The sequence below is a fragment of the Gordonia sp. DT218 genome (genome assembly GCF_049847105.1).
In the GTDB taxonomy this organism is placed as follows: Bacteria; Actinomycetota; Actinomycetes; order Mycobacteriales; family Mycobacteriaceae; genus Gordonia.
Window position 1 is genome coordinate 307,752 of the sequence record NZ_JBNCNS010000002.1, and the last position, 13,226, is coordinate 320,977.

At 66.8% G+C, this 13,226-nt stretch carries 11 protein-coding genes; 3 read left to right on the forward strand and 8 right to left on the reverse strand.

The window, feature by feature from the left end:
* Positions 1-52: 52 nt before the first annotated feature.
* Positions 53-952 (forward strand): LysR family transcriptional regulator, encoded by a 900-nt coding sequence (locus ACPXCG_RS08135; protein WP_425790905.1) that lies wholly within the window; start codon positions 53-55, stop codon positions 950-952.
* Here the strand turns inward: ACPXCG_RS08135 and ACPXCG_RS08140 are convergent.
* Together ACPXCG_RS08140 and ACPXCG_RS08145 are read right to left on the reverse strand one after the other, a co-directional pair.
* Positions 933-1,706, reverse strand: a complete 774-nt coding sequence (locus ACPXCG_RS08140) for a TIM barrel protein (RefSeq protein WP_425790907.1) — start codon at positions 1,704-1,706, stop codon at positions 933-935. The genes ACPXCG_RS08135 and ACPXCG_RS08140 overlap by 20 nt on opposite strands.
* A complete protein-coding gene (locus tag ACPXCG_RS08145) occupies positions 1,706-2,770 on the reverse strand; it encodes a Gfo/Idh/MocA family oxidoreductase (RefSeq protein ID WP_425790909.1) in 1,065 nt (354 codons plus the stop codon). Before ACPXCG_RS08145 ends, ACPXCG_RS08140 begins: the two co-directional genes overlap by 1 nt.
* Positions 2,771-2,875: 105 nt before the next feature.
* On the opposite strand from ACPXCG_RS08145, the gene ACPXCG_RS08150 reads away from it, so the two are divergent.
* Complete coding sequence (locus ACPXCG_RS08150) at positions 2,876-3,886, forward strand: LacI family DNA-binding transcriptional regulator (protein ID WP_425790911.1); 1,011 nt, start codon at positions 2,876-2,878, stop codon at positions 3,884-3,886.
* Between the two features lie 94 nt (positions 3,887-3,980).
* On the opposite strand, the gene ACPXCG_RS08155 is transcribed toward ACPXCG_RS08150, so the two are convergent.
* From ACPXCG_RS08155 to iolC, 6 genes are all read right to left on the reverse strand, one after another.
* Positions 3,981-5,477: a CoA-acylating methylmalonate-semialdehyde dehydrogenase gene (locus ACPXCG_RS08155; protein WP_425790913.1), complete on the reverse strand. Its 1,497-nt coding sequence runs from the start codon at positions 5,475-5,477 to the stop codon at positions 3,981-3,983.
* 180 nt (positions 5,478-5,657) lie between these two features.
* A complete protein-coding gene (locus ACPXCG_RS08160) occupies positions 5,658-6,716 on the reverse strand; it encodes a Gfo/Idh/MocA family protein (RefSeq protein WP_425790915.1) in 1,059 nt (352 codons plus the stop codon).
* Positions 6,713-8,737, reverse strand: a complete 2,025-nt coding sequence (iolD, locus tag ACPXCG_RS08165; protein WP_425790917.1) for a 3D-(3,5/4)-trihydroxycyclohexane-1,2-dione acylhydrolase (decyclizing) — start codon at positions 8,735-8,737, stop codon at positions 6,713-6,715. Before iolD ends, ACPXCG_RS08160 begins: the two co-directional genes overlap by 4 nt.
* A 266-nt stretch (positions 8,738-9,003) precedes the next feature.
* Positions 9,004-9,876: a 5-deoxy-glucuronate isomerase gene (iolB, locus tag ACPXCG_RS08170; protein WP_425790919.1), complete on the reverse strand. Its 873-nt coding sequence runs from the start codon at positions 9,874-9,876 to the stop codon at positions 9,004-9,006.
* A gap of 4 nt (positions 9,877-9,880) precedes the next feature.
* Complete coding sequence (locus ACPXCG_RS08175) at positions 9,881-10,822, reverse strand: Cgl0159 family (beta/alpha)8-fold protein (RefSeq protein ID WP_425790921.1); 942 nt, start codon at positions 10,820-10,822, stop codon at positions 9,881-9,883.
* Positions 10,815-11,807 carry a 5-dehydro-2-deoxygluconokinase gene (gene iolC / locus ACPXCG_RS08180; RefSeq protein WP_425790923.1) on the reverse strand — a complete coding sequence of 331 codons (993 nt, stop codon included), beginning with the start codon at positions 11,805-11,807 and terminating at the stop codon, positions 10,815-10,817. The genes ACPXCG_RS08175 and iolC overlap by 8 nt, the downstream gene beginning before the upstream one ends.
* A 189-nt stretch (positions 11,808-11,996) precedes the next feature.
* On the opposite strand from iolC, the gene ACPXCG_RS08185 reads away from it, so the two are divergent.
* On the forward strand, positions 11,997-13,205 hold the full coding sequence (locus ACPXCG_RS08185) for a Gfo/Idh/MocA family protein (RefSeq protein ID WP_425790925.1): 1,209 nt from the start codon (positions 11,997-11,999) through the stop codon (positions 13,203-13,205).
* Positions 13,206-13,226 lie beyond the last annotated feature (21 nt).

Here is a 13,226-nt window from a genome sequence, read left to right on the forward strand (position 1 = left end):
AGAAAAGCGATAGATTTCGATATAGACATCTTTGATTGCGATGGAGGCCGGCATGGAGCTGCGTCACCTGGAATACTTCCTCGCCTGCTGCGACCACGGCACGTTCACCGCCGCCGCGCGATCACTCAACGTCGTGCAGTCGGCGGTGTCCACGGGTGTCGCCAAGATGGAGCGTGAACTGGGGGAGCGCGTCTTTGATCGCACACCCACAGTGCTCGTCCTGACCGACACCGGTCGCGCGATCGTCAGCCCGGCGCGCGCCGCCCTGCGCGCACGCGCGGACATCTTCGACGCGGTCGACGAAGTCCGCGGCGATATCCGCGGAGAGGTCGCTGTCGGCGCGCTCATCAATGTCGTCTCCATAGATCTGGCCGAGGCATTCGCCGAGATCCACCGGCGGCATCCCGGGATCACGATCGCCATGCGTCAGAATCCCCACGGCAGCTCCGGCAACATCGTCGGGGTGCGCGCCGGCACCCTCGACCTTGCCTTCCTGGGGGCGTACCCGGAGCTGATCCCCGGCATCGCGGTTCACCGGCTCGCGCAGGAACCGCTGGTACTGGTGTGCTCGCCCGATCACCGTCTGGCGCAGGCCGGCACCTTCGCGACCGCTGACCTTGCCGAGGAACGCGTCATCGACTATCCACCCGGTTGGGGCACCCGCGCGGTCGTCGACCGCGACATCCCGAACCGGCGGACGGTGATCGAGGTGGCCGATCAGTTCTTCGGGATGAGCTTGGCGGTCAAGGGGTTCGGGGTGACACTCGTTCCGCTCGGCGTGGCGCACATGCAGGCCGGTGCGGTCATCGTGCCGTGTTCGGACACCCCGTTGATGTGGGACATCGCGATTGCCCATTCGTCCACCCGCACGCCATCACGCGCGGCCCGGGCCGTGCTTGACATCGTGCTCGAGTTGGCGCGGCCCGTACGGGTCAGGCGAACGCTGTCATGAAGGCGTCGAGGGCGCTGTCCGGGTCGGTCCTTGCCCAGCCCTCGAGGCCGACGACGCCGGTGTAGCCGATCTCTTTCAGCACGGTGGCGATTGCCGGGTAGTTGATCTCCCCGGTTCCCGGCTCGCAACGGCCTGGCACATCGGCAACCTGGATCTCGCCGACGAAAGGCATTGCTGCCCGGATCAATTCGATGAGGTTACCCTCACCGATCTGAGCGTGGTACAGGTCGAGGTTCATCCGCAGGTGCGGGGAGCCGACGGCCCTCACCAGGGTCATGGTGTCCGCGGCGGTCGCGAAGGGGGTACCTGGATGGTCGATGGCGAGATTGAGGTTCTCCAGGGTGAAGACCCTGCCGTGACGTTCGCCGATCTCCGCGAGCCGGCCCAAGGTGTCCGCCGCGGTGAGCCACATCTCGGGCGTCACCACTTCGACCGGAGCGATCGGCAGGCCCTCCGGGCCCAGACCGGTGCCGTGCACGTTGAGGCTTGGGCAGTCGAGGCGGGCGGCTACCGTGATCGACTCCTCCGCCGAGTCGAGAAACGCGGAGATGCCGTCGGAATCGGTGAGATTGCCGGTCAGGTACCCGGTCATCGAGGCGAACTCGGCGCCGGTGGCGACAAGGGCATCGATGTCCTTGGTAGACCAGTCCCAGACCTCCACCAGGAGCCCTCGTTCGTGGATGGTCCGCACCCGATCGACGAAAGGCCGGTTGAGATAGAGCATCTCGGCACTGGCCGCCAGCCGGTAGCTCATCAGCGGACCTCGCCGATCGTGATGGTGCCGCCAGTCTCGACGCTGTGGATCGCCGCCAATGCGATCTGCAACGCGGTCCGGGCGTCCGCCCCGCCGACCGGGGCAGGCGATCCGCCGCGCACCGACTCGACGAATGCCGTGAGCTCGCCTACGTAGGCACTGTGCAGGAGCACGGTGTCGCGCCGGGCGGTGTCGATCTCGACTCCCGCCGCACCGTAGAACGTCATGTCGGTGGTGCGTCCGTCACCAGCGGTCGCCATACCCGCCGAGCCGAACACCTCGGCGCGGACGTCGTATCCGTACAGCGCCGAGAAGCTGGCCTCGGCGGTGGCGATCGCGCCGTTGTCGAAAGTGATCGTCACGACAGCGGTGTCGAGATGGCCACTCTCTCGGGCATCCGGCCGGATCAGCGCATCGGCGAAGGCGTGGACCGACACCGGGCGGGCGCCCGGATTGAGGAAGCACAGTGTGTCGAAATCGTGGATCAGCGTCTCCAGGAAGATCGTCCACTGCGGGACGCGGGCCGGATCCACCTGCCACGGGCCGGGATCGCGGGTCAGCGAGCGCAGCAGCTGCGGGGTGCCGACCCGGCCGTCGTCGACCGCCCGGCGGGCGGCGGCGAAACCGGGGGCGAACCGGCGGTTGAACCCGACCTGCAGCACGACATCGTGGTCCGATGCCGCGGCGATCGCCTGATCGGCCTCGTCGAGGGTCACCGCCATCGGCTTCTCGCAGAAGACGTGTTTTCCGGCCGCCGCTGCGCGACAGACCAATTCGCTGTGGCTACGTGCGGGTGCGGTGATCAGGACGGCGTCGACATCGGGCGACGCGAACACGTCGTCGATGTCGGTGGTGGCGAACCCGGCCCCGGCCACCGCCGCGAGCCGCTCGGCCGCACCGTCGACCGGATCGGCGACGGCCGCGACGACGGCACCCGGCACGTGCCGGGTGATCAGTTCGGTATGACTGCTGCCGATGCGGCCGGCTCCGATGGTGGCAATGCGGATCGGTGCCGTCGCGCCGCGCGACGGCACCGGGATCGAGGCGGGGGTGGTGGCGGTCATGTGAGTCTCCGGACGCGAGCGGGAAGGAATCGGACTAGATCGTTCTAGTAGAACGTTCTAGGCTAGAGTAGTGCCGGCATTCACATCTGGTCAAGAGAGGGATACATGGTGGAGAGGCGCGGCAGCAGAACGACGCTCATCGACGTCGCACAAGCGGCGGGCGTGTCGAAGGCCCTTGTCTCGATTGTGATGCGCGGCGTGCCGGGTGCCAGCGACGAAACCCGTGAGCGGGTGCTGAGGATCGCCGATGAGATGGGCTACGTACCGGATCAACGGGCCAGGAAGCTGCGGCAGTCGTCGTCGCGACTGCTCGGCGTCACCTTCGAACTACGTGAACCCTTCCATGGTGACCTGGTCGAGGAGATCTATCGCGAGGCCGCCGAGGCCGGATATGACGTGGTGATCAGTGCGGTCGCGCCGAGCCGGTCCGAATCGAGTGCGGTCGAGACAGTTGTGCGTGAGCGCTGCGAGGCGGCGATCTTGCTGGGGCCTCGTCTCGACGGCATCGAGTTGTCGACGCTCGTGGAGCGTCTACCGGTCGTCGTGGTCGCACAGGGGGTCGACGATCCGCGGACGGGATACGTGCGCAGCGATGACACCGCGGGTATCGGCTTGGCCGTCGATCACCTCGTGGAACTCGGACATTCCGCCGTCGTGCACATCGACGGCGGAGATGCGCCCGGTGCGGATGAGCGGCGAGCCGGCTTCCGCGCTGCGATGCGTCGCCATCGGCAGGACCGCGGGCTGCGAATCGTCAGCGGCGGACTCGGGCAGATCGACGGTGCTCGAGCGATGGGGACGATACTCGACGCAGGTGACCTGCCTACCGCCGTGATCGCCTTCAATGACGACTGTGCAACTGGCGTCATCGACACGATAATCCGTGCGGGAATGTCTGTGCCCGAGGATATCTCGGTGGTCGGCTACGACGATGCACGGTTGGCGGCGGGGCTGCGGGTACCGCTGACGACGGTGTCCCAGGATGCGCGCCAGATGGCCTGCGACGCGGTGTCCGGGGCGCTCGCGATGATCGGTGGGAGTGATCCTCCGGCGATTGTGCGCCGCCCGCAGCTCGTGGTTCGAGGCACCACCGCACCGGTCCACTTTGTCGAGTGAATCCAGAGGTTGCCGTTTGGCCCGGCGGGCGAGCCAAATGGTAACTGCTCCGGTTGGTGCTGTGACTCAAGCGCGCTGTCTCATGCGTTCTGTCTCAGGCGTTCTGGGGGAAGCCGAGGTTGAGGCCGCCGTGTGAAGGGTCGAGCCAGCGGCTGGTGATGGCTTTGCCGCGGGTGAAGAAGTTGACGCCTTCCATGCCGTGGGCATGGGTATCACCGAACAGCGAGTTCTTCCAGCCGCCGAAGCTGTAGTAGGCCATCGGGACCGGGATGGGCACGTTGATGCCGACCATGCCGACTTCGACCTCGTTCTGGAATCGGCGTGCTGCGCCGCCGTCGTTGGTGAAGATGGCGGTGCCGTTGCCGTATTGGTTGGAGTTGATCAGTTCGAGCGCTTCGTCGTAGGTGTCGACCCGGACGACCGAGAGGACCGGGCCGAAGATCTCGTCGGTGTAGATGCTCATGTCGGTGGTGACGTTGTCGATCAACGTCGGGCCGAGCCAGAAGCCGTTGGCTCCGCCGTCAGCGGTGACCTCCCGTCCGTCGAGGATCAGGGTGGCGCCGTCGGCCTCGCCTGCGTCGACGTAGGAGGCGACCTTGTCGCGGTGGGCCTTGGTGACCAGCGGTCCCATGTCGGAGTTCTTGGTGCCGTCACCGGTCTTGATGGTCTTGGCGCGTTCGGCGATCTTGGCGACGAGTTCGTCGGCGATGTCACCGACGGCGACGCAGGCCGAGATGGCCATGCAGCGTTCGCCTGCGGAGCCGAAGCCGGCGTTGACCATGGCGTCGGCGGCGAGGTCCAGGTCGGCGTCGGGTAGCACGATGGCGTGGTTCTTGGCGCCGCCCAAGGCCTGGACGCGTTTGCCGGCGGAGGTGCCGGTGGCGTAGACGTATTGGGCGATCGGGGTGGAGCCGACGAAGCTGATCGACTTGATCGCCGTGTTGGTCAGCAGTTCGTCGACAGCGAGCTTGTCGCCCTGCAGGACGTTGAAGACGCCTTCGGGCAGGCCGGCTTCTTTCCAGAGTTCGGCGAGCCACAGCGACGCCGACGGGTCCTTCTCCGAGGGTTTGAGGACGATGGTGTTGCCGGCGGCGATGGCGATGGGGAAGAACCACATCGGCACCATGGCGGGGAAGTTGAACGGGCTGATGATGCCGACCGGGCCCAGCGGCTGGCGCACGGAGAAGACGTCGACCTTGGTGGAGGCATTCTCGGTGAAGCCGCCCTTGAGCAGATGTGGGATACCGCAGGCGAACTCGGCGACCTCCTGGCCGCGGCTGATCTCGCCGAGGGCGTCGGAGAGGACCTTGCCGTGTTCGGCGGTGATGATCTCGGCCAGTTCGGGCTTGCGGGCTTCGAGCAGTTCGCGGAACTTGAACAGGATCGCGGTGCGCTTGGCCAATGACGTGTCGCGCCAGGCGGGGAATGCGGCGGCGGCGGCGTCGATCACCGCACGCGCGTCTTCGATATTGGCCAGCGCGACCGCGCCGGTGACCTCGCCGGTGGCCGGATTGGTGACCGGTGCGGAATTGCTGCTGGTGCCGGGGTAGGCCTTGTTGTTGAGCCAATGGCCGATGGTGTTGACGGACATGGTGTTCTCCTGTGGGGTTGTTCACGATGGTCGAGTGGCCGCGAACGGCGTGAGTGGCGTATCGAGACCTGTTGGGGGGGTCTCGATACGTTCCTCGCCTAGCGGCTCGGAACTACTCGACCGGCGGTTGAGGCTCGGAGCTACTCGACCGGGCGGTTGGGGGATTTGAGTCGAGCGCGATCAGGCTCCCGGAATCGACGCCCGGGAAACCATGTCGACCGTCTGACGCTCTCCGGTGTCGAGCGCCTTGACACCTGCGGCGCACACGGCCGCGGCGGCGTACCCGTCCCAGGCGCCCGGGCCATCGACGTTGATCCCGGCACGCACCGCATTGACCCAGCGCTGGATCTCGTTGTCGTAGGCCTGACCGAATCGCTCGACGAAGGACGGTGTGATGTTGCCGCCGACGATGCCGGCGATCTTGCGGCCGTCACCGGTGTCGGACTGGACCGGGTTGCGCTGCTTGCGGATCAGGCCCTGATCGAGGCCGATGAAGGCCGAACCGAGCTCGCCGACGAGCTCGGTGCGCACCTCGTAGGCCACACCAGTGGTGACGAAACACTCCACATCCACGTGGCGACCCGACTCGGTGGTGAAGATCGCGATCTGCGGATCCTTCAGTCCCTCGGGCGCATTGGGATTCGCGCCCGGGGCGATGATCTGGACCGAGGTGATCTCCTCGTCGAACAGGAATCGCGTGACGTCGACCTCGTGGACGAGTGAGTCCTTGACGATCATCGAGCTGTCAAAGCTCGGCGGGACGGCCGGGTTGCGGTGCACGCAGTGGGCGAGCAACACCTGACCGAACGTACCGTCGTCGATCAGGCCCTTGAGCTGTTCATATTCGTGGTCGAACCGCCGCATGAAGCCGACCTGGATCAGCTTGCGGCCCAATTCCGCCTCCCGCTTGACGATCTCGAGCGAGGTGGTGACGTCGGTGGTCAGCGGCTTCTCGCACATGACCGGCTTGCCGTTCTCCAGACAGGCCACCAGTTGCTTCTCGTGCGTCGGTCCGGGCGTGGCCAGGATGATTGCATCGACCTCAGGATCGGCGATCGCGTCGAGCGGGTCGTTGATGACCCGACAACCCGGGATGCTCGCGGCCAGTTCGTCGGCCTTTTCCGGGAAGTAGTCGTTGAGCACGGTGACGGTGGCGCCCTTGGTGCGCTCGGTGATGCGGGCGACGTGGTCGGCACCCATCATGCCGACGCCGAGGACGGCGATGCGCAAGTCTTTCACTGGTTCTCTCCGTTCGTGGACGAGGTCGGGTCGCTGGTGGAGGTGGGGCTCAGATACGGCCGCTGAACGGCCTTCCACTTCGTATAGACGTCGTGCGCCTGTTGCGTGGATTCGAGGGTGGAGGTCTCCGCCACTGGTACGTCCCACCAGGATTCGCTGTCCGGCGCGCCGATCAACGGATCGGTCTCGACGTGGATGACGGTGGTGCGCTCCCCGGCCTTGGCCGCCTTGATGGCATCGGCGAACTCGGCGGTGGTGGTGGCGCGGATGACGTCGGCCCCGAGCGACGCGGCGTTGGCGGCGAGATCGATGGGCAGCGTCGAGCCCTCGAGACGGCCGTTGTCGCCGCGGTAACGATAGTTGGTGCCGAAGCGTTGCGAGCCCAGCGATTCCGACAACGAGCCGATCGATGCGAAGCCGTGGTTCTGCACGAGGACCACGATCACCTTGAGATTCTCCTGCACGGCGGTGACCAGTTCGGTGGCCATCATCAGGTAGGAGCCGTCGCCGACCATGACGAAGACGTCGCGGTCCGGGCAGGCCATCTTCACGCCGAGGCCGCCGGCGACTTCGTAACCCATGCACGAGTACCCGTACTCGACGTGATAGCCCTTGGAATCTCGCGTGCGCCAGAGTTTGTGGAGATCACCCGGCATCGAGCCGGCGGCGCAGACCACCACATCGCGTGGATCGGAGGTTTCGTTGACGAGGCCGATCACGGCGCCCTGGGTGAGCGCCTCCTCGCCGGTGGCGACGTTGGTGCCGACCGCGGTCGGGGAGTAGGCCTGTTCGACGATGGCATCCCACTCGGCCGCCAGCGTCGCGACGCGCTCGCGGTAGTCGTCGTCGACGGTGTGGTCGACGAGCAGTTCGGCGAGCGCGTCCAGCGATTCGCGAGCGTCGGACACCACGCTGTACCCGCTGTGCTTGACCGAATCCAGCGATGCCACATTGATGTTCACGAATCGCACCCCATCGCCGGTGAAGGCGGTGCGGGAGGCGGTGGTGAAGTCGCTGTAGCGGGTGCCGATCCCGATCACCACGTCCGCCTCGGCCGCCAGAGCGTTGGCCGCGGTGGTGCCGGTCGAGCCGATGGCGCCGACCGACTGCGGGTGATCGTAGGGGAGCGAACCTTTGCCGGCCTGGCTCTGGCCGACCGGGATTCCGGTGCGGGCGCAGAACCTCGCGAGCGACTCGGTGGCGTCGCTGTAGATGACGCCGCCGCCGGCGACGATGAGCGGCCGCCTGGCCGACCGGATGATCTCGGCTGCCTCGGCGATCACGTGGCGTTCCGGCAATGGCCGGGCGACATGCCAGGTGCGTTCGGCGAACAGCGATTCCGGCCAGTCGAACGCCTCGGCCTGGACGTCCTGTGGGATGGCGACGGTGGCCGCGCCGGTCTCCACCGGGTCGGTCAACACCCGCATGGCGCCCAGGAGTGCGCCGGGCAGCTGCTCGGGTCGCCACACGCGGTCGAAGTAGCGCGAGACGGGTTTGAATGCGTCGTTGACGCTGATGTCGCCCGACGACGGGAGTTCGAGTTCCTGCAGCACCGGAGAGGTGGCCCGGGTGGCGAAGGTGTCTGCCGGCAGGAGAAGGACGGGTATGCGGTTGATGGTGGCCAATGCGGCACCGGTGAGCATGTTGGTAGCGCCGGGGCCCACCGAGGCGGTGACGGCCCAGGCCTGCAGGCGGTCCTTCATCCGGGCGTAGCCGACCGCGGAGTGGACCATCGCCTGCTCGTTGCGGCCGAGGACATACGTGAGCGACAGGTCACGACCGTTGTCCACATCGTCGATCTCGTTCTGCAGCAACGCCTGACCGAGGCCGGCGACGTTGCCGTGACCGAAGATGCCGAAACAACCGGCGAAGAACTTCATACGCTCGCCGTCACGCTCCACAAACTGGTTGGCGAGGAATCGCACGGTCGCCTGCGAAACGGTCAGTCGGACGGTCGGCTCACCGTGGGGCGTCCGCACGCCGGTCACGCCGCCGTCTCGTCCCTGATTGATCGGTGCCACGATGGCTTCTTTCTGTGTTGGTCGGGTGAGGATCTCGATACGCCCTCGGCTGGCGCCTCGGGCTACTCGATCGGCGGATGGATGGCCCTCGACTGGCGCCTCGGGCTACTCGATCGGCGGATGGATGGCCCTCGGCCGGCGCCTCGGGCTACTCGATCGGCGGTCGAGATCGCGCGTTCGGTCTCTCGTGCCTTCCGCTGATCGAGTAGCCAGGAACGAAGTGAGTGGCGTATCCGCCGGGTTGAGCTTGTCGAAATCGAGATCCATCAGCGGGCTGGTCTCTCGTGCAGGGGGAGTCGTGGATCGATGTCCTGGTGTTCCCAACTCCCGCGCAACCAGGTGTGGGCGGGGTCGTCGCAGATCTTCCAGGTGCGTTCGCCCGATCCGGCCATCACGTTCAGGTAGTACATGTGATAGCCGGGCGCTGCGATGGATGGCCCGTGGTAGCCGTGTGGGACCAGGACCACGTCGCCGCTGCGTACCTCTTCGAGCACCTCGATCGGACGTTCGGGGGTGCCGTATACGCGGTGGTAGCCGAAGCCCGGTGACCCGTCGGGGCCGTCGGCGATCTCGAAGTAGTAGATCTCCTCGAGTTGGGACTCGTTCTCGCTGTTCTCGTCATGCTTGTGGGCCGGGTAACTCGACCAGTTGCCGCCGGGGGTGATGACCTCGCAGGCGATGATCGAGTCGGCCTCGAATGCGTCTGCGGTACCGAAGTTGTGCACCTGTCGGCTGCAATTGCCGGCACCGCGCAGTTCCACCGCGACGTCGGCGGCCGGCACGTACCGGAACGGCAGTGTCGTCGCGGCTCGGGCGCCACAGAGAGCGAAGCGCCCGCCCGGCGCGCTCGTCACGGTGAACTCGGAATCCCGACCGACGTAGGCGAAGTCGCTCGGACCGTCGAACACGCTTGCGCGCCCGGCCAACTCGAAGGACCGGTGACCGGAAGCCACCGCCGCAGAGCCGGACAGCGGCACCACGATGATCTCGTCCTCACCGGACCGCCGGGTGATCGCCTCGCCGGCAACGAGTTCGACGACGAACAGAGATGATTCTGTCCAGCCCGCCGATTCCGGCGTGACGTCGACCGTCAGCGGTGCGGTGGCAGACAGCGTCGGAATGTAGTACTTGCCGTTCATCGGATCACCTCACCAGGTTGACCGCGGTGTCGACCGCGGTGGCCACATCGTCATCGCCAGGGTAGAGCAGCGTGCGGCCCACGATCAGACCGCGGACCGATGGGATACGCAGGGCGCGTTCCCAACTCGCAAATGTCGCGTCCGGGGCGGTCTGCGGGTCGCCACCGAGCAACAGGGTGGGCAGTGTCGTGGCGTCCATGACGCGTTCCATCTCGTCGACCACCGGAAGCTTCAGCCACGTGTAGGCCGACGTCGAGCCGAGGCCCTGCACGATGTGCATCGACTTGATCACCGCGTCGGCGGTCAGGTCGTTGCGCACCTTGCCGTCGATACGTGACGACAGGAACGGCTCGAGCATGGCGATCGATCCGCCGGCGGCGAGCTGGTCGACGGCAGCGGCGCAAGCCGTCATCATGTTCAGCGTCCCCTCGTCGGCCAGGTCCACCCGGCACAGCATCTTCGCGCCGTTGAGACCCGCGTCGATGGTCCATGACGCGGTCGCCGCGGTCATCCGATCGTCGAGCTCGAACGACGCACCGGCGAGGCCACCGCGGTTCATCGAGGAGAACACGACCTTGTCCTCGAGTGCGCCGAGCAGCAGCAGGTCCTCCAAGACGTCGGAGGTGGCCAGCACGCCGTCGACGCCGGGGTTGGCCAGGGCGGTGCGCAGGCGGTCGAGCAGATCGGAACGGCTGTTCATCGCGGTCGGATTCGATCCGACGGCGAGTGCGCCACGAGCGGGGTGATCGGCGGCGACGATCATGAGGCGGTCGGAACCGGTGACCGTCGCGCGCCGCCGCCGTCGTGCCCATGCCTCGGCGATGGCCTGTGGGTGGGTGGCCCGGATGGCGGTCACCTCGGCGTACGTCGAGCACGCTGCTGCCGCCACGCCGTTGCGGTCGATCACGGCTCCGGGTGGGCCGGGGGGCGTCGCGACCTCAGACATGGATCTTCTCCTCAGCGGTGGTGGCGAGCTCGGCGACCTCGTCGGCGGTGGGCATGGCGGTAGAGCACTCGAGTCGGCCTGCGACGATCGCGCCGGCTGCGTTGGCGTGGCGCAAGATCTTCTCCAGCGGCCAGCCCTCGAGCAATCCGTGACACAGGCTGCCGCCGAAGCTGTCGCCCGCGCCGAGCCCGTTCACGACGTCGACCGGCATGGGCGCGACCTCGACGGACTCGGTGCGGGTCTTGCCGAGCACTCCCTTGGGGCCCTGCTTGACGATCGCCAGTTCGACACCGAGGTCGAGCAGCGCATCGGCCGCGGCGTGCGGGTCGGTCTCGCCGACCGCGATCTCGCACTCTTCGCGATTGCCGACGGCGACGGTGACATGTGACAACGCGCGGCGAACCTGTTCGGTGGCTGCCTGCGGCGTGGACCAGAACATCGGTCGGTAGTCGAGATCGAGAACCGTGAGCGACTGACGCCCGCGTGCTTCCCATGCGGCGAAGTGGGCACTGCGCGAGGGCTCTTCGGACAGACCCGTGACGGTCGACCAATAGAGGCGCGCGTCGTGGACCGCGGCGATGTCGAGGTCGGCGACCGCAACCTGCAGATCCGGGGCGGTCGGCTTGCGGTAGAAGTACAGCGGGAAATCGTCCGGCGGAAAGATCTCGCAGAAGGTGACGGGAGTGGCGTACTCGTCGTCGATCCCGACGAATCGGTTGTCGACCCCCAAACGAACCAGCTCGGAGCGCACGAACCGACCGAACGGGTCGTCACCGACACCCGAGATGAGTGCGCTGCGCTCTCCGAGTCGCGCCGCGGCGACGGTGACGTTCGCCGCGCTGCCGCCGAGGAACTTGCCGAAGCTGGTGACCTCCTCGAGGCCGACCCCGATCTGCTGGGGGTAGATGTCGACACCGCTGCGGCCGATGGCCAGCACATCGAAGTGTGGTGTCTCGCCCAGGCGGGATTCTTGCTGTGCGGTCACGTACTGCTCCCTGCTCGTGGTTGGACGGGTGAGGGCCCTCGATTGGACATACGGGCCGAGGCTTCCATTGCCATCCACTGTGCGTCAGTTCACAGCCCAAAGTCAATACTTTGTCCGGACATTATTACCTGGCATAGTGGTGTCGGAGATCACACGGCCCGATTCGGGGCCCTGTCGAAGGGACTGGAGATGACAGTGGATACCGCTACCGAAGTCACCGCCACCGAAACCGGCAACGCAGGCGTTGTCGTGCCTGTCGGCATCGTGGGCTTCGGCTGGATGGGTCGCGCCCACGCGCAGGCGTACGCACGGGTTCGTCACCATTATCCGCAGCTGACGCCCGTACCGAAGCTGATGGTGATCGCCGATGAGGTCGCCGAGCGCGCCGCCGAGGCCGCCGCTCAATTCGACGTGCCGTCCACGGTCACCGACTGGCACGACGTGGTCGACGACCCGGCGATCGGTGCGGTCAGCGTCACCGCCCCCAACTTCCTGCACCGGGAGATCGGCTGTGCCGTGGTCGCGGCGGGCAAGCACCTCTGGATCGAGAAGCCGGTGGGTCTGTCGGCCGACGACGCACGAGCCGTGGCCACCGCCGCACGGGCCGCCGGAGTGCAGACCGCGGTCGGTTTCAACTACCGCAACGTACCCGCGGTCGCAGCGGCGCGCGAGCTGATCGCCGCCGGCGGGATCGGCGAGGTCACCCATGCGCGATTCCGGTTGTTCAGCGATTACGCTGCCCATCCCGACGGTGCCCTGAGCTGGCGTTTCCAGCGTGCACGCGGTGGCAACGGAGTGCTCGGCGACCTGGCGTCGCACGGCGCGGACCTGGTGTGGTTCCTGCTGGGCGACATCGAATCGGTGGTTGCCGACACCGCGATCTTCGTCCCTGATCGACCACGGCCGACCGGTTCGACGTCGGGTCACCAACTCGCGTCCGGGGGTGAACGCGGCCCGGTGGAGAACGAGGACTACGTCTCCGCGCAGATGCGGATGTCCTCGGGTGCGCGATGCGTACTGGAGGCGAGTCGGGTGTCGGTGGGAGCGCAGAACTCCTACGGCTTCGAAGTCCATGGCACCGAGGGCGTCGTGCGGTGGGACTATCGGCGGATGGGTGAACTCGAGGTCGGTGACGGTCACGAGTATCAGGACCTGGCGGTGGCGACCAGATTCGTGGGTCCGGGCGCGGGTGACTACGCCGCGTTCCAGCCCGGCGCCGCCAATCCGATGAGCTACGACGATCTCAAGGTGATCGAGGCGGCACGTTTTTGTGCGTCGATCACCGGTGGGACCGGCGGTGCCACGATCGACGATGCGGTGCGCAGCGCCGAGGTGCTGGACGCGATGAAGACCTCGGTGCGGGAGGCGGCCTGGATCTCACCGGCGTCGATGAGGTGATCGGCCGCTCCGCGAGACAGG